This window comes from Aeromonas sp. AE23HZ002T15 (assembly GCF_054165525.2).
Genome location: NZ_CM201342.1, coordinates 2,205,259 through 2,232,247, shown reverse-complemented (window position 1 = coordinate 2,232,247; position 26,989 = coordinate 2,205,259). Strand labels below are relative to the sequence as shown.

Annotated in this window: 24 protein-coding genes; 19 read left to right on the top strand and 5 right to left on the bottom strand. The window is 63.4% G+C overall.

Annotation, left to right across the window (positions count from 1 at the left end; translation table 11 throughout):
* The first annotated feature begins 21 nt into the window (after positions 1-21).
* The 18 genes from mshE (at position 22) to tldD (ending at position 22,064) form a co-directional block, all read left to right on the top strand.
* The gene (gene mshE / locus ACT5M9_RS10315) at positions 22-1,734 is read left to right on the top strand and encodes an MSHA fimbrial ATPase MshE (protein ID WP_457981736.1); all 1,713 of its coding nucleotides are present in this window, start codon (positions 22-24) and stop codon (positions 1,732-1,734) included.
* Between the two features lie 3 nt (positions 1,735-1,737).
* Positions 1,738-2,961, top strand: a complete 1,224-nt coding sequence (locus ACT5M9_RS10310) for a type II secretion system F family protein (protein ID WP_457981737.1) — start codon at positions 1,738-1,740, stop codon at positions 2,959-2,961.
* A 24-nt stretch (positions 2,962-2,985) separates the two neighbouring features.
* The gene (locus tag ACT5M9_RS10305) at positions 2,986-3,450 is read left to right on the top strand and encodes a hypothetical protein (RefSeq protein ID WP_457981738.1); all 465 of its coding nucleotides are present in this window, start codon (positions 2,986-2,988) and stop codon (positions 3,448-3,450) included.
* Positions 3,451-3,522: 72 nt separating this feature from the next.
* Positions 3,523-4,182 (top strand): prepilin-type N-terminal cleavage/methylation domain-containing protein, encoded by a 660-nt coding sequence (locus ACT5M9_RS10300; protein ID WP_457981739.1) that lies wholly within the window; start codon positions 3,523-3,525, stop codon positions 4,180-4,182.
* A gap of 18 nt (positions 4,183-4,200) precedes the next feature.
* Entirely contained in the window at positions 4,201-4,659 is a 459-nt protein-coding gene (locus tag ACT5M9_RS10295) for a prepilin-type N-terminal cleavage/methylation domain-containing protein (RefSeq protein ID WP_457981740.1), read from the top strand.
* A 65-nt stretch (positions 4,660-4,724) separates the two neighbouring features.
* A complete protein-coding gene (locus tag ACT5M9_RS10290; protein ID WP_457981741.1) occupies positions 4,725-5,207 on the top strand; it encodes a prepilin-type N-terminal cleavage/methylation domain-containing protein in 483 nt (160 codons plus the stop codon).
* Positions 5,194-5,832 (top strand): prepilin-type N-terminal cleavage/methylation domain-containing protein, encoded by a 639-nt coding sequence (locus ACT5M9_RS10285; protein WP_457981742.1) that lies wholly within the window; start codon positions 5,194-5,196, stop codon positions 5,830-5,832. Before ACT5M9_RS10290 ends, ACT5M9_RS10285 begins: the two co-directional genes overlap by 14 nt.
* Positions 5,832-6,617, top strand: coding sequence for a PilW family protein (locus ACT5M9_RS10280; RefSeq protein ID WP_457981743.1), 786 nt, complete (start codon positions 5,832-5,834; stop codon positions 6,615-6,617). Before ACT5M9_RS10285 ends, ACT5M9_RS10280 begins: the two co-directional genes overlap by 1 nt.
* Positions 6,607-7,065 (top strand): MSHA biogenesis protein MshP, encoded by a 459-nt coding sequence (locus tag ACT5M9_RS10275; protein ID WP_457981744.1) that lies wholly within the window; start codon positions 6,607-6,609, stop codon positions 7,063-7,065. The genes ACT5M9_RS10280 and ACT5M9_RS10275 overlap by 11 nt, the downstream gene beginning before the upstream one ends.
* Entirely contained in the window at positions 7,062-10,829 is a 3,768-nt protein-coding gene (locus tag ACT5M9_RS10270) for a DUF6701 domain-containing protein (protein WP_457981745.1), read from the top strand. The genes ACT5M9_RS10275 and ACT5M9_RS10270 overlap by 4 nt, the downstream gene beginning before the upstream one ends.
* Before the next feature lie 216 nt (positions 10,830-11,045).
* Positions 11,046-12,086 (top strand): rod shape-determining protein, encoded by a 1,041-nt coding sequence (locus ACT5M9_RS10265; RefSeq protein WP_005308111.1) that lies wholly within the window; start codon positions 11,046-11,048, stop codon positions 12,084-12,086.
* A gap of 41 nt (positions 12,087-12,127) precedes the next feature.
* Positions 12,128-13,036, top strand: coding sequence for a rod shape-determining protein MreC (gene mreC, locus ACT5M9_RS10260; RefSeq protein WP_457981746.1), 909 nt, complete (start codon positions 12,128-12,130; stop codon positions 13,034-13,036).
* Entirely contained in the window at positions 13,036-13,521 is a 486-nt protein-coding gene (mreD, locus tag ACT5M9_RS10255; RefSeq protein ID WP_332503961.1) for a rod shape-determining protein MreD, read from the top strand. Before mreC ends, mreD begins: the two co-directional genes overlap by 1 nt.
* Positions 13,522-13,573: 52 nt before the next feature.
* The gene (locus ACT5M9_RS10250; protein WP_438551711.1) at positions 13,574-14,161 is read left to right on the top strand and encodes a Maf family protein; all 588 of its coding nucleotides are present in this window, start codon (positions 13,574-13,576) and stop codon (positions 14,159-14,161) included.
* 92 nt (positions 14,162-14,253) lie between these two features.
* Positions 14,254-15,723, top strand: a complete 1,470-nt coding sequence (gene rng / locus ACT5M9_RS10245) for a ribonuclease G (RefSeq protein ID WP_457981747.1) — start codon at positions 14,254-14,256, stop codon at positions 15,721-15,723.
* Positions 15,724-19,620: a YhdP family protein gene (locus tag ACT5M9_RS10240; protein ID WP_457981748.1), complete on the top strand. Its 3,897-nt coding sequence runs from the start codon at positions 15,724-15,726 to the stop codon at positions 19,618-19,620.
* A 124-nt stretch (positions 19,621-19,744) separates the two neighbouring features.
* Complete coding sequence (locus tag ACT5M9_RS10235) at positions 19,745-20,551, top strand: carbon-nitrogen hydrolase family protein (RefSeq protein WP_457981749.1); 807 nt, start codon at positions 19,745-19,747, stop codon at positions 20,549-20,551.
* A gap of 64 nt (positions 20,552-20,615) precedes the next feature.
* Positions 20,616-22,064 (top strand): metalloprotease TldD, encoded by a 1,449-nt coding sequence (gene tldD, locus ACT5M9_RS10230; RefSeq protein WP_438551707.1) that lies wholly within the window; start codon positions 20,616-20,618, stop codon positions 22,062-22,064.
* 111 nt (positions 22,065-22,175) lie between these two features.
* Here tldD and ACT5M9_RS10225 read toward each other — a convergent pair whose 3' ends face one another.
* The 3 genes from ACT5M9_RS10225 to ACT5M9_RS10215 all read right to left on the bottom strand — a co-directional run bounded on the left by ACT5M9_RS10225 (position 22,176) and on the right by ACT5M9_RS10215 (position 24,684).
* Positions 22,176-22,379 (bottom strand): hypothetical protein, encoded by a 204-nt coding sequence (locus ACT5M9_RS10225; RefSeq protein ID WP_438551706.1) that lies wholly within the window; start codon positions 22,377-22,379, stop codon positions 22,176-22,178.
* Between the two features lie 103 nt (positions 22,380-22,482).
* The gene (locus tag ACT5M9_RS10220) at positions 22,483-23,199 is read right to left on the bottom strand and encodes a MarC family NAAT transporter (RefSeq protein ID WP_457981750.1); all 717 of its coding nucleotides are present in this window, start codon (positions 23,197-23,199) and stop codon (positions 22,483-22,485) included.
* 168 nt (positions 23,200-23,367) lie between these two features.
* Complete coding sequence (locus tag ACT5M9_RS10215; protein WP_457981751.1) at positions 23,368-24,684, bottom strand: MFS transporter; 1,317 nt, start codon at positions 24,682-24,684, stop codon at positions 23,368-23,370.
* A 222-nt stretch (positions 24,685-24,906) separates the two neighbouring features.
* Between ACT5M9_RS10215 and ACT5M9_RS10210 the strand changes: the two genes are divergently transcribed.
* Positions 24,907-25,605, top strand: coding sequence for a Dph6-related ATP pyrophosphatase (locus ACT5M9_RS10210; RefSeq protein WP_457981752.1), 699 nt, complete (start codon positions 24,907-24,909; stop codon positions 25,603-25,605).
* A gap of 88 nt (positions 25,606-25,693) precedes the next feature.
* Here the strand turns inward: ACT5M9_RS10210 and ypfJ are convergent, their stop codons facing one another.
* Both ypfJ and ACT5M9_RS10200 read right to left on the bottom strand, forming a co-directional pair.
* Positions 25,694-26,548: a KPN_02809 family neutral zinc metallopeptidase gene (gene ypfJ / locus ACT5M9_RS10205; RefSeq protein WP_457981753.1), complete on the bottom strand. Its 855-nt coding sequence runs from the start codon at positions 26,546-26,548 to the stop codon at positions 25,694-25,696.
* A 74-nt stretch (positions 26,549-26,622) separates the two neighbouring features.
* Entirely contained in the window at positions 26,623-26,886 is a 264-nt protein-coding gene (locus ACT5M9_RS10200) for a hypothetical protein (RefSeq protein ID WP_457981754.1), read from the bottom strand.
* Between the last annotated feature and the right edge of the window lie 103 nt (positions 26,887-26,989).

The window sequence follows — 26,989 nt, the reverse complement described above, 5'->3', positions numbered from 1 at the left end:
GTTCACTTTTTCGGAGTAGCCATGGCACAACCCAGACTGAAAATGCGGCTCGGCGACCTGCTGGTGCAAGAGCAGATCATCTCCGATGACCAGCTCCAGCTCGCCCTGCAGCAGCAACGCCAGACCGGTCGCAAGCTGGGGACCACCCTCATCGACCTCGGCTTCATCAGCGAGGTGCAGTTGCTGCAATTCCTCGCCCGCCAGCTGGATGTGCCCTTCTTCGATCTCAACAACCTCACCATAGATGCCGCCGCCGTGGCCCTGTTGCCCGAGGTGCAGGCCCGTCGCTACCGGGCGCTGGCGGTGAACCAGAGCGACAACAGGGTGACGGTGGCCATGTCGGATCCCGCGGATCTCAGCGCCCTCGACGCCATCGCCGGTTTGCTGAGCCCGCGGGAGCTGGTGCTCGCGGTGGCGCGGGAAGGCCAGCTGCTGGAGTATTTCGACCGCCTCTATCGCCGCACCCGGGAGATCGAGAACTTCGCGGTGCAGCTGCACGAGGAGCACCAGGACACCGGCTTCGAGCTGGGGGCCAGCAACCTCAACGGCGGGGCCGACGAGGGGGAGGCGACGGTGGCCAAGCTGCTTCGCTCCCTGTTCGAGGACGCGGTGCAGGTGGGGGCCTCGGACATCCATATCGAGCCTGACGAGAAGGTGCTGCGCATCCGCCAGCGCATCGACGGCATCCTGCACGAGAACGTGTTGAACGAGGTGCGCATCGCCCAGGCGCTGGTGCTGCGCCTGAAATTGGTGGCCGGGCTCGACATCTCGGAGAAGCGGCTGCCCCAGGATGGCCGCTTCGCCATGAAGGTGCGCGGGCGCGACGTGGACGTGCGCTTGTCCACCATGCCGGTGCAGTACGGGGAATCCGTGGTGATGCGTCTGCTGGATCAATCCTCCGGCATCTTGTCCCTGACCGAAACCGGCATGCCGCCAGCGATCCTGGCGCGCTTCCGCCGTCAGCTCAAACGCCCCCACGGCATGATACTGGTGACGGGGCCCACCGGCAGCGGCAAGACCACGACGCTTTACGGTGCGCTGTCCGAACTCAATCAGGCGAGCCACAAGATCATCACGGTGGAAGACCCGGTGGAGTACCGACTCCCCAGGATCAATCAGGTGCAGGTCAATCCCAAGATAGGCCTCACCTTCTCCCAGGTGCTGAGATCCACCCTGCGTCAGGATCCGGACATCCTGCTGGTGGGGGAGATGCGTGACAACGAGACGGTGGAGATAGGCCTGCGCGGCGCCATCACCGGCCACCTGGTGCTGACTACCTTGCACACCAACGATGCGGTGACCAGCGCCCTGCGCCTCATCGACATGGGGGCCCCAGGCTATCTGGTGGCGAGCGCGCTGCGGGCCGTGGTGGCCCAGCGCCTGGTGCGGCGGCTGTGCGAGCACTGTGTCGAGGTGAGCGCACCGGACGAGGGCCAGGCCACCTGGCTCTCCGTGCTCTCCGGGGAGGCTCCGGGCCAGCACGCCTATCACAAGGGGCGAGGCTGCCAGAGCTGCAACTTCACCGGTTATTCCGGCCGGATCGGGGTCTACGAGCTGCTGGAGCTGGATCAACCCATGATGGATGCCCTGCGCCGCAACGACGCCGAGGGCTTCGCCCGGGCGGCGCGGGAGCACGAACACTACCGCCCCCTGGCCCTGACGGCGCTGGACTATGCCCGCGAAGGGATCACCTCGGTGGACGAGGTGCTCAGGCTCGCGGAGGATCTCGGTTAAGCCATGGGCAGCTTCAACTACAAGGGACGGGACAGCCAGGGCAATGCCGTGAACGGCACCCTGGAGGCGGCGAGCGAGATGGCCGCCGCCGAGCAACTGATGCGCCGCGGCGTGATGCCGACCGAGCTCAAACCGGGCCGGGCGAAATCCGCCAGCATCGACTGGTCATTGCTGCTGGAGGGCGGCGTCAGGCTCGAGGAGCTGGTGGTGTTCAGCCGCCAGATGTACGCCCTGACCCGGGCCGGCATCCCCATACTGCGGGCCATCGCCGGGCTGGAGGATAGCACCCACAGCAAGCCGTTGAAGCGGGCGCTCCACGCCCTGGGAGAAGATCTTGGCAACGGTCGCCCCCTGTCGAGCGCCATGCAGTCTCATCCCAAGGTGTTCAGCAGCCTCTTCGTCTCCATCATCCACGTGGGGGAGAACACGGGTCAGCTGGAGGAGGCCTTCCTGCAGCTCGCCAACTATTTCGATCTGGAGCTGGAGACCCGCAAACGGATCAAGACCGCCATGCGCTATCCCAGCTTCGTGATGATGGCCATCGCCGTCGCCATGGTGATCCTCAACATCATGGTGATCCCGGTGTTCGCCAACATGTTTGCCAAGTTCGGGGTGGAGCTGCCGCTGGCGACACGGATCCTGCTCGCTACCTCCCACTTCTTCGTTCACTACTGGTGGCTGCTGCTCGCCATCCTGGTGGGGGCCGTGGTCGGCTGGCGGCGTTGGGTCGCCACGACAAACGGCAAGCTGACCTGGCACAGATGGCAGCTCAGGCTGCCCATCGTCGGCACCATCATAGAGCGCTCCCTGCTGGCGCGCTTCGCCCGCAGCTTCTCCATGATGCTCAAGGCTGGGGTGCCGCTCAATCAGGCGCTGACCCAGGTGGCGGATGCGGTGGACAACGCCTGGATGGCGGGCCGGATCCGCGACATGAGGGCCGGCATAGAGCGGGGGGAGAGCCTGCTGCGCACCGCGGGCGGCAGCGGCCTGTTCACCCCATTGGTGATGCAGATGATCGCCGTGGGGGAGGAGACGGGCCAGGTGGACGACCTGCTGCACGAGGCGGCGGAATACTACGAGCGGGAGGTGGACTACGACCTCAAGAGTCTCACCGCCCGTATCGAACCCATCCTGATCGGCATAGTGGCCGTCATGGTCTTGATCCTGGCGCTCGGCATTTTTACGCCCATGTGGGACATGATGCGGGCCGTTCGTGGCGGTTCGTAACGGCCCCCTGTCGGAGAGACAAGGATGAGCAGACAGTCCGAGCAGGATGAGCGTTGGCTGGGGGGGTATAGGCGAATTGCCGCCGTGATCCTGCTGCTGGTCATCATCGCCACCCTGGCCATGAGCTATCGCAGCCACAGGGAAGAGGCGCTGGCGGTCAGCGTGACCCTGCTGGGGGAGCAATTTGCCGAACGGGTTCAACGCCTGCACGGGCTCTGGCTCGACGAGCGGCGCCCCGCTGTGCTGCATGCGCAAGGGGTGGCCTGGCAGTTCGATGAGCGAGGCTGGCCCCTCGGGGTGATGCCGCAGCAGTCCCCGTCCGACGACTGTCGTGGGCTCTGGTTGACCCTGATTGGCGACGGGGGGCAGAACCTGCCGCCGCTACAGGCATTGGCTAGCCAGGATGGGGGCGGTTGTGAATTTGGCTGGGAGGCCCAGCGACTCCTCTACCGCTTTGGCGATGGGCGGGTGCAATCGCTCCCTCAATAGGTGAGCGTGTGGGTCCGGCAACATGATTTTTTTCTAACTGCATGAAATAATGCGGATCATTACGGAGGCAGCATGGCAGCAAGAAGAGTGATATCCGGTCGTGGGCCCGGTCAGATAACGGGTTTTTCCCTGATCGAACTGGTGATCGTCATCGTGATCCTGGGGATCCTGGCAGTCACCGCGTTGCCTCGCTTCCTCGACGTCACCGACGAGGCGAAGAAGGCCAGCGTGGAGGGGGTCTCCGGCGGGTTCGCGACCGGCGTCTCCCTGGTGCGGGCCCAGTGGGAAGCGGAAGGGCGCGCCAAGCAGGATGGCCTCAATACTGTGCTCTACGACGGGTCGCGTTTCTATTTGACGACGCCCACCGACACTCAGGTCAATAACGGTGAACTCTCTCCCGGGTATCCTATGGACACTGCGGCGAGTGGCAATGCCGACGTGGACCCGGCCAATCTGACGGCCCAGCGCTGTCTCTATATTTGGGAGGGATTGCTGCAAAATCCTCCCAAGGCGACTGCCAGCTTCGATGAAGTGCGCGGTAGCGGCAATGACCTGAAGTTTTATGCAACGGTGAGCAACAACGGGCTGGATTCGGTCTGCCGTTACTATCTGGTCAACAGCCTGAGCAAGGGCAGTGATGGACGCTATCAGGACCCGCAAGGGAGCACGAATGAGTTCATGAGTTTCAGTTATCGCCCGGCCTCCGGCCAGGTAATTACCAATATCAATTGATTAACCGAGGAAAATGCAATGAAGAAGCAAGCGGGTTTTACCCTGATCGAACTGGTGATCGTGATCATCATCCTGGGCATTCTGGCGGTCACCGCCGCTCCCAAGTTCCTGAATCTGCAGGATGATGCGCGTACTTCTACCCTTAAAGGAGTTGAAGGCTCTCTGAATTCAGCCGGTGCAATGGTCTATAGCAAGGCCGTTATTGCAGGTAAGGACACCACTCCTTCCGATACGCTGGATATCGGTAATGGTGTCAATGTTGGTATTGCCTTTGGGTATCCCAAGGCGACCAAGGATGATCTGGAGAAAGTGCTGCAATTGAGCACTAATGATTGGAGTTTTGGTACTCCAGCATCTAGCAGCATCAAGATCTTCCCGGCTGGTGTATCCGCTAGCACTGCGACTGACTGCTTCGTCACCTATACCCAAGCTACCTCTGGCTCTCAGCCAACCGCAGCTGTTACTGCCTGTAAGTAAACCTTATAAATTAATGAAATAGAGAGAGGCTACCCTCTCTCTATTTCTTTCAATGGTTACCCATCATGATTGAACGGGACACAGGCTTTACCCTGATTGAACTGGTGATAGTGATCCTGTTGCTCGGGATTCTGGCCGCCTTTGCCGTGCCCAAATGGCTGGGCAAAGGCGGCTTTGAAACCCATACCCTGAGGGACGAGCTGGTGGCCCGCCTGCGGCTGGTGCAGACCATGAACATGCAGGAAGGGGTGGCGCGCTGCACCCAGCTGGTGGTGGAGCAGACGCGGTTCGGCCATCTGACCCAGCTTGGCAACTGTACCCCCAAGGCCATCTCAGGCTGGAATCAGAATGAGCAGGTCCGTGGGCGAGTGGTCAAGGCCTCCGGCAGTATCTCCCTGCCTCAGGGCAGCTTTTCTTTCGACAAGCGCAGTGGTCGTCCCCTATCCCCGTCAGCCTGCATCAGCGGTTGTAACCTGATGGTGAGCGATGGTGGGGAGAGCGCCCGCCTGCGCATCGAGCCGGAGGGCTATATCCATGCCCTCCCTTGATGCACACCGCGGCTTCACCCTGATCGAGTTTATCGTCGGCATAGTGCTGCTGGCGGTGGCCCTCACCGGCATCCTGGGCTTGCTTATCAACCAGGCGCCCCAGGCGGTGGATCCGGTGCAGCAGGTGCGGGCCGCCCAACTGGCCCAGCGGATCCTGAGCGAGGTGCTGGAGAAGTCCTTCGATGAGCATTCGGATCATAACGGTGGGCGTTTTCGCTGCGGCGAGACGGCGGGCACTCCGGCGGTGACCTACCCGGCCTGCACCGACAGCGCCAGCTATGGCCCGGACAATGTCAGTAATTGTCCCGGTAGCAGGGAGTGTCGTCCCTACCAGTTCAACGATGTGGATGACTACCAGACCAGCGCCATCTGCGCCCAGGGGCTGGCCAGCTGCGACGGTGGCTGGGTGCCTGCCAACTACTTCAGTGCTCAGAGCGGCTCAAACCTGGATGCGAGCGAGTATCGCCAGTTCGGGATCCGGATCCGGGTGAGCGGGGTCGATCTGACCAAGGATCCGCTGCCAACCTGCAGCGGCACCTGCTTCACCGGCAAGCGCATCGAGCTCTGGGTGCGGCTGCCGGATCGCAGCGAGCTGGCGTTTGCCCTCTATCGGGGGAACTACTGATGCGCGGGGCCAGAGGCTTTACCCTGATAGAGCTGGTGATGGTGATCCTGCTGCTCGGGGTCATGGCCACCTTCACCAGCCAGTTTATCGGCATCGGCACCCAGATCTACGGGGACGCCAGCAGTCGCGAGCAGTTGATGAGCGATGCCCGCTTCGCCCTGGAGCGGCTCAATCGCGAGCTGCGCGACGCCGTGCCCGGCTCGGTGCGGGTGGAGGATGATGCGGGCGGCCTGGCGGAGCAGGGGAGCTGCCTGCGCTTCTGGCCCATCGCCACCACCAGCCGTTATCTGGGACCGGCGGCGAGCACGGCACTGCGCATCGTCACCCCGGTCAAACGGCCTGCCAAACAGGATTTGGCCATCGTCTATCCGCTGCCATATGTCACGGCAGGCAATACAACCACGCTGGACAAGGGGTGTCTGCAGGGGCGTTGCACTGCCAGGGTGACCGAGGTGGGGACGCCCGTGTCCGGGGCCTTGCCGCTGACCCTGGCCGCCGCTCTTGCCAAGGATTCCCCGGGCCAGCGCATCTATTTTGCGAACCAGCAGGTGCTCTATTGCATAAGAGGGGGGGGCCTGTGGCGAATGGCCAAGCCCGTCGGCGATGGCTTGACCAGCGGCGAGACCACACAGCTGATGGCCGAACGCATCCGACCGGCAAGCTACTACTTCTATCGGGATCCCGCCGCCTTCAGCCAGAGTGAGGCAGGGCTGAGGCTGGTACTCGAGCAGCGCGGCGAGAGCGTCAGCTTCAACCACAAGTTGGAGGTGCTCAATGTCCCTTAAGCCAGCGCCCCACAGGCATCAGCAGGGCAGCGCCATCATGATCGCGCTCTTTGTCATCGTCATCATGGCCCTGCTGGCGGCGGCCATGGGCCGTTTCTTGCTGGACAGCGGCGAGAAGCACACCGCCGAGGTGCGCGGGGTACGAGCCCTGATGGCGGCCCAGAGCGGGCTGGAGGTCGCCCTCTACCGCCTCTATCCAAGCGGCCAATGGATCGGGCAGATCTGCGCCCCCCTGACGCTCAACTTTACCGAGGCGGGGTTGGTGGGTTGCAAGGCGATCGTCAGTTGTACCCCGGTGCCGGTGAGCACGGCCGGTATCACCCAGACCGGCTATCGCTTCAGCAGCGAGGGGCGCTGTGGGGATCCCGGGGTGAACAGTGGCCCCAACCCGGACTTTGCCGTCAGCCGCACCCTGGTGGCGGAAGCCTTTGATGGAGTGAATCCATGAGACTCTGGTTGCTGGTCTTAACAATGCTGTCTGGCATGGTTCATGGATTCGAAACCGTCGACAGTGACACCTATTTCCCGGCGGTGGCTCAAGGCCACCGGGGTAATAACAATGCTGTCTGCACAGGTCAGGATGCTGCCAAGCTGACCCAGAACAATCAGGCGAAAATCACGGGCACTGCAGGTGCCGCATTGAATTTTTGCGAGTCGAATCAGGGGGCTGGCATGCCATTAGATGGTTGCGACAGTGCCAATGGCTCTCGCCGACTCTGCTCCATCAGCGGCAGTTCTATCCGGGGGATGTCTACGTCGGGCGGTAACAGCTTCCTGAGCAGTTCAGGCAGCGATGGTAGCCTGGGGTTCTGTAATGCGGGGCAACAGTTGAACTTGGGCAGTACCAGCCAATATCAGTTCGGTGCGATCGATCTTTACAGTGCCTGTACCCTGACATTCTCTTCTGCCCGTACTGAATATAGGATTCAGAGCCTCGCCATCGGAGGGGGGGCAAAGGTCATACTGCCTGCCGGAGATTACTGGATTGACAGCTTGACCATCAACCAGGGAGGGGTGATTGAAACTCAGGGTGCCGTGCGCATTTTCGTCAATAAGCAAACGGCTTTGAACGATGGACGCCTCAATCCGGACAACCTGGGGTCGGTGCTGCTGTTTGGCTATGCCGACATCAATCTGAATGGGGATAGTCTGATCAATGGCCTGGTGTATTCGGATAAGACCCTGAACATGAATGGCTCCAGCGTCATCAACGGCAGAACGACCAGCCGTTCGCTGTTCATGACCGGCTCCACGGCGATCAATGACAAGGCCCCTCCCGTGCCGCTCGCCTGCTTCAACGACGATTTCTCTTCCAGCACCCTGAGCAACAGCTGGGTGGTGGCGAGCAGCAGCGGCACCTTTACCCCCTCCATCGTCAACGGTCGCCTCGGCATGACCCAGGCCAGCACCCGCCAGTCCACCTCGGCTACCTATCAGCGACTGTTCCCTGCCGCCAACAACCTGGTGACCATAGAGTTCGATCACTACGCCTATGGCGGCAACGGGGCGGACGGCATGGCGGTGGTGCTGTCCGATGCCAAGATAACCCCTCAACCCGGTGCCTTCGGCGGGCCCCTCGGTTATGGCTTCAAGACGGGGGTGAACGGCTTTGCCGGCGGTTGGCTCGGGGTGGGGATCGACGAGTACGGCAACTTCTCCGGCGAAGGTGGCAGCATCAACAAGGGACGGCGCCAGCAGGCCGTGGCGGTGCGTGGCTCGGGCTCCGGCACCAGCGGCTACAACTACCTCAAGGGCACCTGTAACGACGGCAGCAGCAATACCACGGGCAACTGCCTCTCGCCGACCGTGGACAGCGGCTCGGATGGCAACCGCCCCCACCGTTACCGCTTGACGGTGGATTCCCGCACCAGCGGCCAGTCTCTGGTCAAGGTGGAGCGAAACACTGGCAGCGGCTACAGCACCCTGATAGGCAGCTTCAATGCCGCGGGACAGAGCGGTCAGGCGGCCATTCCTGAGAATCTCCTGCTATCGCTGACAGGGTCTACCGGGGATCTCACCAACGCCCACCAGATCGACAACGTCCAGATCTGCGCCCTCAACTCCAGCCCGGTGGGAACCCAGATCGATCACTTCGAGTTCGATCACAGCGGCAATGCCCTGACCTGCAATCCCGAGACTCTGACCATACGCGCTTGTGCCAATGCCAGTTGCAGCCAGCTCGTCACAGAGCAGGTCAGTGCCACGTTGACGCCAGCTAAAAATGGCAGCAATGGCTGGGTGGCCAGCAACCAGGTGACCTATAGCGGTAACACAGCCATAGTGACCTTCAGCGGCGGCACTACTACCTTGCAGCTTCGCAACAGTCTGGCAAGCGCCGTGACGGTGGGGGTGAGCGGCTCCTCGCCGTCCACCAAGCCGCTAAGCACCACCCTATGTCGGGCGGGGAGCGGCGCCCTGAGCGCCGCCGCCTGTACCCTCAACTTCGCCGACAGCGGCTTCGTGTTTGACGTGCTGGATACCCTGGCCAACAAGCCACAACAAGTGGCGATGAAGGCGGTCAGGAAGGACAACGCGACCCAGCAGTGTGTGCCGAGCTTCGCCGACGTGAGCAAGCCGGTCAGCTTCTGGAGCGATTATGTCAATCCGGCGAGCAACCCCTTCGGCAGCAAGGTAACGGTCAACGGCAGTGCCATCGCCACCTCGCAAGGGACGGCGGTGACCAGCAATCTGAGCTTCGATGCCAAGGGTGAGACCACACTGACGGTCAACTATCCGGATGCGGGCCAGGTGCGGCTCAATGCCCGCCACGATGGCAGCGGTGAGACGGCGGGGCTGGTGATGACGGGATCGGATCTCTTCGTCAGCCGCCCGGTCGGGCTCTGCATCATACCCACCCAGGGGGCTTGCACGGCAGGGAGCAGCAGTTGCCCCCTGTTCAAGAGAACGGGGGAAGAGTTTCAGCTGAACATAGGCGCCGTGGCCTGGCAGGCCGATAACGATACCGACTTCTGCAGCGGCAACCTGGCGACCCCGAACTTTGCGCTGGCCAATATTGCCCTCGGCAGCCAGCTGGTGGCCCCCAAGCCCGGTGTGGAGGCGGTGGTCGGCACGGCCAGTTATGACCACTCCAACGCGAAAGGCAGCAACAACCTCAACACCCTCACCCAGTCGGTCAACGAGGTCGGGGTCTTCCGGATGACGGCGACACCGCCGGTTGCGACCTCGGCCTCGACGGGCTATTTCGGCTACACCATACCCGCCGCCATCAGCGTGCCCGTGGGGCGTTTCGTGCCCTGGGACTTCAATCTGGTGAACGGCACCGTCACCCCCGCCTGCGGCGGCTTCAGCTATATGAGTCAGCCGTTCGGGGTACAGACGACGGTGCAGGCGCGCAACAAGCAGGGTGGGGTCACCCAGAACTACCGGGACGCCTTCGCCAAGGGGGTGGTCTCCCTGGTGGCCGCGAACAATCAAGATGGGGTCGACAGATCCAACCGGCTGGATCCCTTGAGTCAAAACTGGGTGAGCGGGCAGACCAGTTTCGATGGCCAGATCCGTTTCGTGCGCCTGCGCGAACTCACCCCGACCCTGACCGCCCCGGAGGAGCCACTGCGGCTGCTGCGGCTGGGGCTCAAGGTAGGGGACGGCGAAACGCCGGAGACCAGCTTCCTCGCGGATCGGAACATGAATCCGGCCGTCAACGGCAGTTGCCAGAGCGGGGTGAACTGTACCGCCAGGCAGCTCTCCATTCCGAAGGGGGCGGGCGACACCATGGTCGCCTACTACGGCCGCTTGCTGGCCAGCACCCGCCAGGGGGTGGACAGCGCCCCGTTGGCGCTGCCCATGCAGGTGCAGTATTTCGAAGGGGGGCTGTGGCGCGCCAATTCGGAGGATATCTGCACCCAGATAGCCCTGGTCGGGGGCGGCATGGAGTTCACCGATGCCGATCAACGCTATGATGCCGCGAGCGGGGATCTGATCCTAAAAGACAGCACCCGCATTCGCCTCGGGCTGGGCAACCAGGCTCCCGGTGGCAGCCAGACTCGCTTCGATGCCGGTGCAACCTGGTTCCACTTTGCGCCGCCGAACCAGTCCGTTCGCATTCCTTATCGCATCGTGCTGGAGAAGCAGCCGTCCCAACCGATCTGGCTGGCGGATCCCGCGACTGCGGATCACCTGCTGGGAGAGGCTATTTTTGGCCGGGATCGGGGCAATGATCGGATTATTTATCGCCGCGAAGTGATGCCCTGAAATTGATATGCTGACGGGGAGAGGAGGGCTTTGGCATGAGTCAGCACCTTATCTCCTTGTTTCTTAGTCTTTGTCGGTCTGTGCGGGTGAGTGATGACTCGCATTTTTGTCGCGCCTGATTGATTGGCGACAGTTTGAGCGCTTGCCGATTGGGGTGGGCATTGGTAAAGTTAGCCGGTTTTCTGCACCTCCAAATTCTTAGGATTTCCCGTAGCCATGTTCAAAAAGCTCAGAGGCGTCTTTTCCAACGATCTGTCGATCGACTTGGGAACTGCCAACACCCTGATCTACGTAAAAGATCAAGGGATCGTCCTTAACGAACCCTCAGTTGTCGCCATTCGCCAAGAGCGCGGGAACGCCAAATCGGTCGCTGCTGTCGGTCATGCCGCCAAGCAGATGCTGGGTCGTACCCCTGGTAACATCTCCGCCATTCGTCCGATGAAAGACGGCGTGATCGCCGATTTCTACGTGACCGAGAAGATGCTGCAGCACTTCATCAAGCAGGTTCACGATAACAACTATTTCCGCCCCAGCCCCCGTGTGCTGGTGTGTGTGCCGTGCGGCTCCACCCAGGTAGAGCGTCGTGCCATCAAGGAATCCGCACTGGGCGCTGGCGCCCGTGAGGTGTACCTGATCGACGAGCCCATGGCCGCCGCCATCGGTGCCGGCCTGCCGGTCTCCGAAGCGACCGGCTCCATGGTGGTGGACATCGGTGGTGGTACCACAGAAGTGGCCATCATCTCCCTGAACGGCGTGGTCTACTCCCAATCCGTACGCATCGGTGGTGACAAGTTCGACGAAGCCATCATCAGCTACGTGCGTCGCAACTATGGCAGCCTGATCGGGGAAGCCACCGCCGAGCGCATCAAGCACGAGATCGGCTCCGCCTATCCGGGCGAAGAGGTGCGCGAGATCGAGGTGCGTGGTCGCAACCTGGCCGAAGGGGTACCGCGCAGCTTCACCCTGAACTCCAACGAGATCCTGGAGGCGCTGCAAGAGCCGCTGTCCGGTATCGTCTCCGCCGTCATGGTGGCGCTGGAACAGTCCCCGCCCGAGCTGGCGTCCGACATCTCCGAGCGTGGCATGGTGCTGACCGGTGGTGGTGCCCTGCTCAAAGACATCGACCGTCTGCTGATGGAAGAGACCGGCATCCCGGTCGTCGTGGCCGAGGATCCGCTCACCTGTGTCGCCCGTGGCGGCGGCAAGGCGCTGGAGCTGATCGATATGCACGGTGGCGATCTGTTCCACTACGAATAAGACCCAAAGCCGGCCGAGCGCCGGCTCTTTTTTGACGACTCATGAAACCCATCTTTGGTAGAGGCCCTTCGCTTCAGTTACGGTTGTTTCTCGCCGTCATCATCTCGGTTGCTGCCATCGTCGCGGATTCCCGCTTCGGTGTGTTCACGCACGTCCGCGTCTATCTGAGCTCCCTCGTCAGCCCGCTGCAGTACATCGCCAACGCGCCCGGCACCCTGCTCGACACCATGTCGACCCAGGTGCAGACCCGTTCCAGCCTGATCGAACAGACCAAGCAGCAGGAGCAACAGCTGTTCACCCTGCGCGCGCGTCTGCTCAAGCTGGATCAGCTGGAGCACGAGAACCAGCGTCTGCGCGAACTGCTCGGCTCGCCGGTGCACAAGGAGTCCCGCAAGATGGTGGCCGAGCTGCTGTCGGTGGATTCCGATCCCTTCAGCCATCAGGTGCTGATCAACAAGGGGGCGCTGGACGGCGTCTACAACGGCCAGCCGGTGATCAACGATCAGGGGGTGGTCGGCCAGGTGCTGCACGTGGGTTCCACCACCAGCCGGGTGCTGCTCATCACCGACTCCAGCCACGGCATCCCGGTGCGGGTGCTGCGCAACGACCTGCGTGCCATCGCCTCCGGCAGTGGCGAGCTGGACAAGCTGGAGCTGCGCAACCTGCCGCGCAACACCGACGTGCAGGTCGGCGATCTGCTGGTGACCTCGGGCCTCGGCGGCCGCTTCCCGGAAGGGTATCCGGTGGCGACCGTGACCCGCTCCGACTACGTGGAGGGCAAGCCCTTCGCCCAGATCGAGGCCAAGCCTCTGGTGGCGCTGGATCGTCTGCGCTACCTGTTGCTGCTGTGGACCGACAAGAAGCCGGAAGTGCATGATAACGTGGCTCTGGACGCGCCCGCGGCAGCTTCTGCCGCGTCCGCGACGTCGGCGGCGGGGGCGACCCGCTGATGCTGCAACCTGCCAGCGGCAGGATCTGGATCTGGGTCTCGATCCTGCTGGCCCTGTGCCTCTCCATCCTGCCGCTTCCCTTTCAGTTCGAACCCTTCCGGCCGGACTGGCTCGCCATGGTGCTCATCTACTGGGCGCTGGCGCTGCCCCACAGGACCAATGTCGGTACCGCCTGGGTAGCCGGTCTGCTGCTGGACGTGCTGCTCGGCAGTACGCTCGGGGTGCGGGCCATGGCCATGGCCATCACCACCTACCTGGCGGCCTTCCAGTTCCAGAAGATCCGCAACTTCTCCCTCTGGCAACAGGCGCTGATCATCGGTCTGCTCTCCCTGGTGGGGAAGATCACCGTGTTCTGGGCCGAGCACCTGTTCAGCCGCGCCAGCCTCAACTTCGCCTACTTTTGGTCGACGTTGACGACGATGCTAATATGGCCCTGGATCTTTATGGTCTTGCGCAAGGTGCGCCGTCACTTCAATATCAAGTGAATATGAGTAAAAACAATAAATTGTAACCGTACCTCATCTCATTTAAGCGAATATGAACAAGCACAACGAACTGCAACTCTATCTCGCCTCGGGCTCTCCCCGCCGGCACGAACTGCTGACCCAGCTGGGCTACCGCTTCGAGGTGCTCAGGCTGGATGTGCCCGAGCAGCGCAGCGAGGGGGAGAAGCCCCAGGACTACGTCTGCCGCTTGGCCCGTGACAAGGCGATGGCCGGTGTGGCGGCGGCCCCGACGGCGCTGCCCGTGCTGGGCGCCGACACCATAGTGGTGCTGGGGGAGCGGGTGCTGGAGAAGCCGTCCGATCTGCTCGACGCCAAGGACATGCTGGAGGCGCTCTCCGGCAAGGTCCATCAGGTGATGACGGCGGTGGCCCTGGCTACCCCGGAGCGCTGCGACGTGCGTCTGGTCACCACCAATGTGGCGTTTCGCAAGCTGGATGAGGCCGAGATCGAGGCCTATTGGCGCACCGGTGAACCCTGCGACAAGGCTGGCGCTTACGCCATTCAGGGCATAGCCGGCAAGTTTGTCAGCCGGATCGAGGGGAGCTACAGCGCCGTGGTCGGCCTGCCCCTGCTGGAGACGGATCTGCTGATCCGTCAGCAGCTCGAACAGGGTCGATAACCCGTCCAGCGATCCCTGCTGCGTTACCACTTGCGTGCACTCATGTGCCAGATGGCCAGTCAGAATTCAAAACTAGAAAGGCAAGGTAACTTATGTCAGTAGAACTGCTGGTGAACGTCACCCCCTCGGAGACCCGGGTTGCCCTGGTCGAGAATGGCCTGCTGCAGGAAGTGCACGTGGAGCGCCAGGCCAAGCGCGGCATAGTGGGCAACATCTACAAGGGCAAGATCAGCCGGGTGCTGCCCGGCATGCAGGCCGCCTTCGTCGACATCGGCATGGACAAGGCCGCCTTCCTGCACGCCTCCGACATAGTGCCCCACACCGAGTGTGTGGCGATCAAGGAGAAGGAGCAGTTCCAGGCCGGCAACATCGCCGAGCTGGTGCGCCAGGGTCAGGACATCATGGTGCAGGTGGTGAAAGATCCCCTGGGCACCAAGGGGGCCCGCCTCACCACGGACATCACCTTGCCCTCCCGCTATCTGGTCTTCATGCCGGGCAGCGCCCACGTGGGGGTCTCCCAGCGCATCGAATCGGAAGCCGAGCGTGAGCGCCTCAAGCGCACCGTGGCTGGCTACGTGGACGATCTCGGTGGCTACATCATCCGCACCGCCGCCGAAGGGGTGGGGGAGCAGGAGCTGGAACAGGATGCGGCCTTCCTCAAGCGCCTGTGGCGCAAGATCCTGGAGCGCAAGCAGAAGTATCCCCCCTGCAAGATCCTCTACGAGGATCCCAGCCTGGCCTTCCGGGTGGTGCGCGACTTCGTCGGCACCGAGCTCGACAAGATCCGGGTTGATTCCCGCCAGAGCTTCGATCAGCTCAAGCGTTTCACCGAGGAGTACGTGCCCGAGCTCGCCGGCAAGCTGGAGTATTACCTCGGCGACTCCCCCATCTTCGATCTCTACGACGTGGAGAACGAGATCCAGCGGGCGCTGGAGCGCAAGGTGGAACTGAAATCCGGCGGTTACCTTATCATCGACCAGACCGAGGCCATGACCACGGTGGACATCAACACCGGCGCCTTCGTCGGCCACCGCAATCTGGAAGAGACCATCTTCAACACCAACGTCGAGGCGACCGCCGCCATCGCGCGCCACCTGCGGCTGCGCAACCTGGGCGGCATCATCATCATCGACTTCATCGACATGCAGTCCGAGGATCATCGTCGCCGGGTGCTGCACAGCCTGGAGCTGGCGCTGGCGAAAGACAGGGCCAAGACTAACGTCAATGGCTTCTCCCAGCTCGGCCTGGTGGAGATGACCCGCAAACGCACCCGCGAGAGCCTGGAACACGTGCTCTGCTCCGAGTGCCCCGAGTGCAAGGGGCGCGGTCGGGTCAAGACGGTGGAGTCGGTCTGCTTCGAGATCCTGCGGGAGATCATCCGGGTCAACCGCGCCTACGATGCGGATCAGTTCACCGTCTATGCGGCGCCCTCCGTGGCCGATTACCTGCGTGGCGAGGAGTCCCACAGTCTGGCCGAGCTGGAAGTCTTCATCGGCAAACAGGTCAGGGTGGTGACGGAGCCGCTCTGTGGGCAGGAACAATTCGACGTGGTGATGATGTAATTGGTCTATCGCTGGTTGAGTCGGGGCTGGTTAGCCCTCGGGGTCTTCTTCGTGCTGCTGGCCATCCTGGTCAGTGTGGTGCGTCTTGGCGGCCCTTTGCTCAACCAGCACAGACAGGCGCTGATCGCCACCCTGCTGGGAGACAGCAAGCTGGAGGTCAGCGTCGAGCACGTCGGCCTTGACTGGACCCAGCGCGGGCCGGCCCTCGAGTTACAGGGGCTCGCCATCGACCCCGACTCCGGCCGCTTCTCCCTGCGCCTCGGCAAGGTGTGGGCCCACCTCGACTTCTGGCGTTCCCTCAACGAATGGAAGCCCGTCTTCGGCCAGCTGATGCTGAACGATGGGGACATTGCGCTGGATCTGGCCCAGCCAGCGGCGCCGAGCGGCGAGAAGAACCCGAACCAGCAGGAGGCCCTGCTGCGCTTCCTGCTGACCCAGCTCTCCACCTTCGACATCCACGACACCCGCCTCAGCGTCACCACGGCCCTGGGGGAGGTGCGCGCCCTCAACATCGCCCAGCTCCGTTGGCAGAATCGCGGCAAGCGCCACCAGGGGGTGGGCAAGGCCTACCTCATCAACGGCATCGGCGAGAGCACCATAGATCTCATCCTGGACGTGGATGCCCCCGAGGTTCGCCTCGACAGGCTCAAGGGGCGGATCTACCTGGGGGCCAGCGAGCTCGACATCAGCCCCATGCTGGCCCGGATCCACGCCGGCGAGCCCAGGGTGACCGGTCAGCTCGACTTCCAGCTCTGGAGCGACTTTGCGAACGGTCAGCTCGGTGACTCCCTGCTGGCCTTTGGCAACAACCACCTCATCTGGAAAGACGAGGAGAAGGGCGATCCCCATCGCCTCGAACTGCGGGGAGGCAAGATCCAGCTGCGGCGGGAAGGGGAGGAGTGGCAGCTCGCCAGCCATGACGTCATCTTCAAGCTCGATGGGGCCACCTGGCTGCACAGCCGGCTACAGCTCGAACGGGTGGGAGATCGCATCCAGGGTTATGTGCCCGCCATCAACTTCAAGCAGGTCGCCGGCCTGAGTCAGCTGGTCTCCGGCCTCTATCCCAGGCTGACCGAGACCCTCAAGCGCACCCAGCCTCAGGGCAGGTTGCAGGATCTCATCCTGCAGGCGGATGCGAACTGGCAGGGACTCTCCCTCAGCGGTCAGTTCGTCGGGCTCGGCACCAAGGCCTGGCACGATGTGCCCGGCCTGCAGGGCTTGAACGGCGAGTTCTGGCTGACCCCGGAGGGGGGCAGCACCCGGTTGACCCTCGGCAAGGGCAAGGTGGATCCGGCCCGTCACTTCAAGGAGCCCATTCCGGTCGACAGCCTGAAGGCGCGCCTCGACTGGTGGAAAGCGCCTCAGGGCTGGGTGCTCTATGGCCAGGACATAGTGCTGGACAACTCAGACCTGCACCTCGCGAGCCGCTTCCGGCTCGAGCTGTTCGAGCACCCCTTCCTCGCCCTGACCGGTCGCATCGACGTCAAGACGGCGGCCCATGCGGATCGCTACTACCCCTTGGCGGTGATGAGCGATGGTCTGGTGGACTACCTGAGCGGCGCCATCAAGGGGGGTCAGGCCTCGAGCGCCGATCTGCTCTGGTATGGGGAGTTCAGGGATTTCCCCTATGACAACGGTAAGGGCGTCTTCCAGGTGGCCGTGCCCCTGGAGAAGGCCACCTTCCAGTTCTTCCCCGGTTGGCAACCCCTCACCGACCTGCAGATCGATCTCTTGTTCCAGAATGCGGGCCTGGACATGAACAGTCGCTCCACCCGCCTCGGCAAGGCCAGCTCCGACTCGGTGCACGCCTGGATCCCGGATCTCTCCCCCGGAGCCCACCTCTACGTGGATGCCAAGGTGGCGGGCGAGGGCAAGGCCATCAGCGACTATTTGCAGGATTCCCCCCTGGGGGGCTCGGTCGGTCAGGCGCTGCGGGAAATCGAGATCCGCGGGCCCATGAAGGGCACGGTCAAGCTGGATATCCCCCTCGACGGAGAGGGGGAGGTGAAGGCCAGCGGGGATGCCAGCTTCCACAACAACAAGGTCAGGATCGCCACCCTGGACATGCCTCTGGAGGGGGTTCAGGGCAGGCTCGAATATGACAACGAGCACACGCGCTTCAGCAACCTGAAGGCGACCCTGTGGAACCAGCCGCTGACCCTGGATTATCAGGGCAAGCAACAGCCCAATCACTACCAGGTCGACCTCAAGTTCAGGGGGATCTGGGACAGCAGCCGCCAGCGCCGGGATATTCCGGCCCTCGATCTGCTCAAGGGACGCAGCAACTGGAGCGGCACCCTGGGGCTGACCCTGCCCCACGACAAGCCGTTCAGCTTCCAGCTGGCGCTGGACTCGAACCTGCAGGGCATGGGGCTGGACTTGCCGTCTCCCCTCGCCAAGCCCGCCGACAGCCGGTTGCCGCTGAAGGTCACGGCGCGGGGGCGCGACGGCAGCGCCGACATTCGCGGCGTGCTGGGGGCGGACGTGGATATGCAGAGCCGGCTGGTGTACGGCGAAGGGGCCCCCTACCTGAGCCGGGTGCGGGTCGATGTCGGTCAGCCCGGTGCCCGGGTGTTGCAGGACAAGCCCATGCTGCTCGCCATCAATCAGCAGCAGGCGGATGTGGCCGGCTGGCTGGCGCGCCTCAAGCAGTGGCTGCCAGGCCAGGCCCAGAGCGGCAACGCCGTGGTTGGCCCCTCCTTCCTTCCCCAGGAGTGGTGGGTGGATGGTCAGCTGGCCCGCGCCGACATCGGCAGCGCCAACCTCAAGGCGGTGCACTTCACCGTGGGGCCGGTCAGCCAGGCCACCGAGGTGATGATAGACAGCCCGGATGTGATGGGGGTGGTGCGGGTACCCGTCACCGACAAGCAACCCATTGACGCCAAGTTCGCCCGCATCTTCTGGTCCGGCAAGGGGTCGGATCTCAGTCCCAAGGCCGATGCCCGCCAGGATCAGGCCATCATGGATGCCATCCCCTGGCTGCGTTTCAGCTGCGTGGACTGCCGTTTCGGCAAGCTGCCCCTCGGGGAGCTGAAAGGGGAGTTGGTGCCAGGCACCAACAGTCTCTCGCTGAAAGGGCTGGAGATGAAGCTCGCCGGTAGCACCCTCAAGGGCAACGCACAATGGCTGTCCCGGTCCGGCCAGATGCAGACCCGGGCCAGCGCCCGGCTCAGCACCCAGAACAGCGAGCTGCTGCTCAAGCGGCTCGGTTTCACCTCCCCAATAGGCGACGCCCCTGGCAAGCTAGCGCTGGATCTGAACTGGCAGGACGTCCCCTACCGCCTGAACCTGCCGACCCTGGCCGGCACGGCCGACTACCAGCTGGAAGGAGGGACCCTGCGGGAGGTCAACGACAAGGGGGCACGCCTGCTCTCCCTGCTGAGCCTGGACTCCCTGCTGCGCAAGCTGCGCCTCGATTTTCGCGACGTGTTCGACAAGGGCTTCTACTTCGAGTCCATGTCCGCCTCGGCCAAGATCAAGCAGGGGGTGGCGGAGAACAAGGACTTCTACATGAAGGGGGCGGCGGGCAACCTGCGCGGGGAGGGCATCGCCGATCTGGTGCGCTGGCGCCTCGACTACGAGCTGAGTTTCTCTCCGAACCTGGGTGGCACCCTGCCTGTGGTGGCCGCCTTCTCCCTGACGCCCATCACAGGCCTCTATGTGCTGGCCCTCTCCAAGCTGCTGGAGCCGGTGGTGGACGTGGTGACCCGCATCGACTTCCGGGTCTCGGGCCCGCTGGACGATCCCAAGCTCATCGAGGCGGGACGGGACAGGGCCAGGATCAAGCTCAACCAGCAGCAGAAAGAGGCGGTGGATGCGGTCGCCCCCAGCCTGCCGGCGCAAGAGGTGACCCCCTTCCTGCTCAATCCCAAGCATCAGGGCTCGGGCCAGCGTTGAGTGCCAGCCCTTGCAAGGGGCCGCTCATTTCCCTTTCCCCTCGCCCCCAAAGCCCTCATAGTGCTGTAATCCCGGCAAGCGAAAGGGAGACCCCCATGGCTTGCCCAACGACAAGGAGCGCGTCATGTGGTTAGCCGCCATACAGTTGATTTCAGGCCGTCACTGGCAAGACAACCAGGCAAGGATTGCCGCCGAGCTGGCGGCCCTGCCACCGGATCGCCCGCTGTTGGCCCTGCTGCCGGAAAACTTCGCCCTCTTCGGGGATCGGCAGGGTTATCTGGATGGTGCCGAGCCCCTGGGGAATGGCCCCATCCAGCGACAGCTGGCCGACTGGGCCAAAACCCACGGGATCTGGCTGGTGGCCGGAGCCATGCCCACCGTTATCGCGGGTTCCGAGCATATCCACACCAGCTCGCTGGTGTTCGCACCGGACGGGGAGTGCAAGGGGCATTATCACAAGATCCACCTGTTCGACGTGGACGTGGCGGACAACCACGGCCGCTACCGGGAGTCGGAAACCTTCAGCCCGGGCCGCGAGCCCGCACTGGTGGACTCCCCCTTTGGTCCCCTCGGCCTCTCTATCTGTTATGATCTGCGCTTTCCCGAGCTCTATCGTCGGCTGACCCTCGCCGGTGCCCGGGTGCTGCTGGTGCCCGCCGCCTTCACCGCTGTGACCGGGGAGGCGCACTGGGAGCCACTGCTGCGGGCCCGCGCCATCGAGAATCAGTGTTACGTGGTGGCCGCCAACCAGGGGGGGACCCACGAGACGGGGCGCCAGACCTGGGGCCACAGCATGGTGATCGACCCCTGGGGTCGGGTGCTGGCCTGCCAGCCATCGGGCAGCGCCACCGTGCTGGCGCGGATGGATGTCGGGCTTATCGATGAATTGAAACGCACCATGCCCGTGATGGAGCACGCCCGTTTGCTGTGATCCCCATGGGTTGGTCCCCATGAATGAATCGTCATGACATCTCATATCGAGATTGGAGAAGAAATTGAGTCTATTGAGCCAGGTTAGTGCCTCCTTGTTGGCCCCGAACGATCTCGATGAAGGGCGACTGCAGCAGCTGCTCGGAAGCCTGATGAGCCATCAGGTGGAGTTCGGTGACCTCTACTTCCAGCGCAGCTGGCACGAGTCCTGGATGCTGGAGGATGGCATCGTCAAGGATGGCAGCTACAACATCGATCAGGGGGTGGGGGTGCGCGCCGTCAGCGGCGAGAAGACCGGTTTCGCCTATTCGGACGAGCTGAGCCTGCTGGCCTTGCAGCAGTCGGTCACCGCCGCCCGCGGCATCGCCGCCGCCGGGGCCCAGGGCAAGGTGAAGGCCTGGGCCAGAACCTCGGCAAACCTGCTCTATCCGGCCATGGATCCCCTGCAGACCCTCGACAAGCAGCAGAAGATCGCCCTGCTGGAGCAGATGGACAAGTTTGCCCGCAGCCTGGATCCCGCCATCAATCAGGTGATGGCCTCCATCAGCGGCGTCTATGAAGAGATCCTGGTGGCCGCCACCGACGGCACCCTGGCCGCCGACGTGCGCCCCCTGGTGCGGCTGTCGGTGACCGTGATCGCCGAGAAGGGTGACAAGCGCGAGCGCGGCAGCGCCGGTGGCGGTGGCCGCTTCGGTTACGACTGGTTCCTGGAGCTGGATGGTCTGGAGAGTCGTGCCTTCGGCTATGTGCGCGAAGCCGTGCGCCAGGCGCTGGTGAACCTAGAGGCCATCGATGCGCCGGCCGGCGCTATGCCCGTTGTGCTGGGGGCAGGTTGGCCCGGGGTCTTGCTGCACGAGGCGGTGGGCCACGGTCTGGAGGGGGACTTCAACCGCAAGGGATCCTCCGCCTTCGCCGGCCGCATCGGCGAGCAGGTCGCCTCCAAGCACTGCACCATAGTCGACGACGGCACCCTGCCAGGGCGTCGCGGCTCCGTCTCCATCGACGATGAGGGGACGCCGGGTGGCTATAACGTCCTGATCGAGAACGGCATCCTCAAGGGTTATCTGCAGGACAAGCAGAATGCCCGCCTGATGGGCGTGCCGCTGACCGGCAACGGCCGGCGCGAGTCCTACGCTGCCCTGCCGATGCCGCGCATGACCAATACCTACATGCTGGCGGGTCAGTATGATCCGGCGGAGATCATCGCCTCGGTGAAGAAGGGGATCTATGCCCCGAACTTCGGCGGCGGTCAGGTGGACATCACCTCGGGCAAGTTCGTCTTCTCCGCCTCCGAAGCCTACCTCATCGAGGACGGAAAAATTACCGCACCTATCAAGGGGGCGACCCTCATCGGCAACGGCCCCGAGGCCATGAGCCAGGTCTCCATGGTGGGCCGGGATCTGCAGCTGGATCGCGGGGTGGGCATCTGTGGCAAGGAGGGGCAGAGTGTCCCCGTCGGCGTGGGTCAGCCGACCCTCAGGCTCGACAGCCTCACCGTGGGCGGTACCCAGTAGGGCGGCTCGCCCTGACCTATCCAATAGAAACCCCGGCCCTGTGCCGGGGTTTTTGTTGGGCGCGCGGGCAATAAAAAGCCCCGGCGAAGGCCGGGGCTGGGCAGAGGCGGGTCAATTGACCGAAATGGCGCGGGCATCTATGTAGTAGCGGGTGTTGCCCTGGGGATCCTTCTTGATCCTGGCGAGCAGACGGTTGGCGCTCTTGTACTCCCAGTCCTGCGTGACTTGAGCCGGATTGGGGCTGGTGGCACCCACCACGTTCAGGTACTCATGAAACAGACTGTAGCTACGGATCTCGGTCAGCATCTTATCCATTCCATCTCTCCTAAGTGGTAGCTTGACGGGCCAAGCCACTGTAGGCCTCACAAGCTGAACCCTTGCTGTACAAAAAATGCGCTAACCGGGCTGCTTGCCGTCCTCAGGATCCGGGGACGACCAGACCAGGCTTGATGCCGTGCTCGCCTGCGGGGATATGGTGCTGCACCTGGGGGGCAGGGGCGCCGTGGAACACGGGATCCTGCGCCACCTCCTTGATGCCGTTGATGCAGAACTGCATGCCCATGCACACCAGCAGGAAGCCCATGATGCGGGTCATGGCGTCGATGCCGGTGGCACCGAGGATCTTGCACACGGGATCCGCCAGCTTGAGCACGCCCCAACTGAGCAGGCTCATCAGGGCGAAGGCGGTGACCATGCCGGAGTAGATGACGAAGCGGTTATAGTCCGCCGGCAGCTCGGCAATCTGGGCGGCGCCGCTGATCACCAGGGCCATGGTACCCGGGCCGCACATGCTGGGCATGGTCAGGGGCACGAAGGCGATGCTCTGGTTGATGTCGTTCTCGGTGGCCTGGGACGGCGCCGGGAACAGCATGCGAAAACCGATGAAGGCGATGATGAGGCCGCCGGCCAGGCGCAGGCCGGGAATGGAGATCCCGAACAGATCCAGGATGGAGGAGCCGATGAAGAAGCTGACGCACAGGGTGCTGAACAGGTAGATGGCGGCCAGATTGATCTGGCGGCGGATATGCTCGCGGGACATGCCCTTGCTCAGCCCCAGCAGCAGGGTGGCGGTGGTGGGCGGATTGACCATGGGCAGCAGTGCCAGCAAGGCGATGAATACGACCTGGAAGAACATCTTTCACCTCGGAAGGGTTGGCAAACACAGGGACCAGACGTGGGTCTGGTCCGAAAGGGTGGCTACTCTACGGGAGCCCGGCTGAATATAGCCGGAACGGAAGAGCCCCGAAAGTCGGGGCCCTTGTTCATATTGTATCTCTTGTGGCACGAGCTGACGCTGCCTGGGTCAGGCGGTTTGTGGACGGCCCTGATGTTGACCACGCTGGCGGAACCAGAAGATCAGGCCAAGGATGAAGCCCAGGGCAGCCAGGCTGACCACGTAGTGGGACGGCGCGAGCAGGTCCTCCTTCATCCAGAGGGTGACCAGCATGGGGGTCAGGCCGCCGAAGATGGCGTAGGCCACGTTGTAGGAGAACGAGAGCCCGGAGAAGCGCACCACGGCCGGGAAGGCGTTGACCATGACGTAGGGCACGGCCCCGACGATACCGACGGCAAAGCCGACCAGGGCGTAGAGGGGGATCAGCTGATCCATGCCCGCTGCCAGACCGTGGTAGAAGGCGTAGGTCGTGCCGGCCAGCAGCAAGGAGCCCAGCATGAAGGTGGGGCCGCTGCCGATGGCGTCGATGAGCCGGCCGTAGAAGACGCAGCCTAATGTCAGGGCCAGGATCGCCAGGGAGTTGGCGGTCAGGGCGTCGGTCGGGCTGATGCCGTGCACCTTCTGCAGATAGGTCGGGGTCATCAGGATCACCACGACTATGCCGGCGGAGAGCAGCCAGGTCAGCAGCATGGAGACGATGACGCTGCCCTTGTGCTCGCGCAGCACCGTCTTGAGGGGCAGCTCCTCGGCCAGCGCCTTGTTGGCCTGCATCTCGGCGAACACTGGGGTCTCGTGCAGCCAGCGGCGCAGGTACATGGCGACGATGCCGAACACGCCGCCCAGCACGAAGGCAAGACGCCAACCCCACTCGCTCACCTCGACCGGGCTCATGCCGCGGTTGATGGCGGTGGCCACCAGAGAGCCGAGCAGGATGCCGGCGGTCAGCCCGGCGGTGAGGGTGCCGCAGGCGACGCCGACCCGTTTGGCGGGCACGTGTTCCGCCACGAAGACCCAGGCGCCGGGCACCTCGCCACCGATGGCGGCCCCTTGCAGGATCCGCAACAACAGCAGCAGCAGGGGGGCGGCGATGCCGAGGGCCGCATAGGTGGGCAGCAGGCCGATCAGCAGGGTGGGCAGCGCCATCATGATGATGCTCAGGGTGAACATGCGCTTGCGGCCGATGAGATCGCCGAAGTGCGCCATGATGATGCCGCCGAGGGGGCGGGCCAGGTAACCGGCGGCGAAGATGCCGAAGGTCTGGAACTGGCGCAGCCACTCGGGAATGTCGGCCGGGAAGAACAGCTCGCCGATGACCACGGCGAAGAAGACGAAGATGATGAAGTCGTAGAATTCGAGGGCGCCGCCGAGGGCCGCCAGGCTCAGGGTCTTGTAATCCTGTCGGTTGAGGGGGCGATTGTGCTCATGCGGTGTGCGGATTGTAGTCATATCCTTATGTTTCCCATCATTTTTTTAGTTATTGTTCCCCATCCTTTGCGGGGATACGCTCACCCACGAGGGTATGCTTTTGTATCCCGAAATGTAAATCGCACAATTCGCAACACAGTCTTGCAACACTGAGGTCACAAGCGGACCTGATGGCGACCGGCCGTGGAGCCCGGATCCGCGGCAGAGGTTGCATGGCTCCCATAGACGAGGGTTGGATAGAGAATGACGAAGACCAAGGTGCTGCTCTCCTGGAGCAGCGGCAAGGACAGCGCCTGGGCGCTGCATCGGTTGCGCCAGGACCCGGCCATCGAGGTGGTGGGGTTGTTCACCACCCTCAACCAGGCGTTCGAGCGGGTCGCCATGCACGGGGTGCGCAAGCAGTTGCTGATGCAGCAGGCCGAGTGCGTGGGGCTGCCCATCGAGGCCATCGATCTGCCCTGGCCCTGCAGCAACGAAGACTATGGCCGCATCATGACCGGCTTCATCGAGGGGGTGGTGGCGCGGGGGATCCGGCATATGGCGTTCGGGGATCTCTTCCTCGAGGATGTGCGTGCCTATCGGGAGCGCCAGCTCGCGGGAACCGGCATCACGGCCCTGTTCCCGCTCTGGGGTAGCGATACCCGGGTCCTGGCGCGGGAGATGATGGCGGCTGGGCTCAAGGCACGGATCAGCACGCTGGATCCCAGGAAGCTGGAGATGAGCCTGGGGGGGCATGACTTCGATGAAGCCTTGCTGGCGGCCCTGCCCGATGGAGTGGACCCTTGCGGGGAGAACGGGGAGTTTCACACCCTGGCCTACGATGGCCCCATGTTCCTGCGGCCGCTGGCCATTGAAACAGGGGAAACCGTGGTGCGGGACGGCTTCGTCTTTACGGATCTGCTGCCGGTCGGCTCAGTGGCCGAGGCGAGTGACGAGTCCTGATCCGGCGATGTCGATAGACCATAACACCGACGGATCCATAACAAAGAACCGACCCTGAGGTCGGCTCTTTAACTTGCTGCATCTTCGCCTAGCGGGCGGCGAAGGTGTCGCAGCTGGCGGGTTTGCCGCTGTCGAAGCCCTTCTTGAACCAGGCGAGGCGCTGGGCCGAGCTGCCGTGGGTGAAGCTGTCCGGCACCACTCGGCCCTGACCCTGCTGCTGCAGTCGGTCGTCACCTATGGCCTGGGCGGCGTTGAGGGCTTCTTCCAGATCGCCGTGCTCCAGCACCTGCTCCCGCTCCATGTAGTGGCCCCAGACCCCAGCAAAGCAGTCGGCCTGCAGTTCGAGTTTGACCGACAGCCTGTTCTGGGCGGCCTGGCTCAGCCCCTGTTGCTGCTGGCGCACCTTGGTGGAGATGCCGAGCAGGTTCTGCACGTGATGGCCCACCTCGTGGGCGACCACATAGCCCTGGGCGAAGTCGCCGTCGGCCCCGAGCTTGTCGCGCATGTCCTGATAGAAGGAGAGATCGATGTAGACGGATCTGTCCGCCGGGCAGTAGAAGGGGCCCATCACCGACTGGCCCTGACCGCAGCCGGTACGGGTGGCACCGCGATAGAGCACCAGCTTGGGGGGCTGATACCGGCTGCCGCTCTGGGCGAAGATCTCCCCCCAGGCATCCTCGGTGGAGGCGAGCATCACTGAGGTGAACTTGGCGAGGGGATCATTGGCCGGCTGAGACACATTCTGGCGCGGTGCCTGGGTCTGCGGGGCGGGATCGTTGAGCAGCGGGCTCAAGTCCACGCCGTAGTAGCCGGCGATCATCACCACGACCACCAGGATGAGACGACCCTTGCCGCCGATGGGAAAGCCGCCGCCCCCGCTGCCACCGCCCTCCTGGCGCCTGTCTTCCACGTTGTTGCTCTCCCGACGATTTTGCCAGCGCATGTCTGCCTGCTCCCGTGATTGGCCGTGGCAGTAATGATAATGGCTGGCAGAGCGCCTTGCCTAACGAGGGGAGGTCATTCGGCCCAGGGCATCTCGGGCAGGCTGTCGAGAAATTCGGCGTAGCGGGTCAGGTTGAAGGGACCCTGGTCGACCTCCATCGCCATCAGCTCGGCGCCGAGGGCGCAGGCGATATATTGCAGCGCCTCGTCCCGCGGGGTGCCCTTCATCACCAACCGCATCAGGGTGGCCTTCACCTGCAGGGGGTTGCCGTCGGCGAGCTGGTTATCAACCATCTCCAGCAGGGTCTGTTCGTCGAAAAATTCGGTGGATTCCGTCATGGTCTCTGTCCTGATCTTGGTACTGATTGTCTCAATAGGGGGAGCAGTATAGCCGGTTCCGGCTCGTGACTCCCGGCCATGTGGCGACAGGGTTGCCGCACTT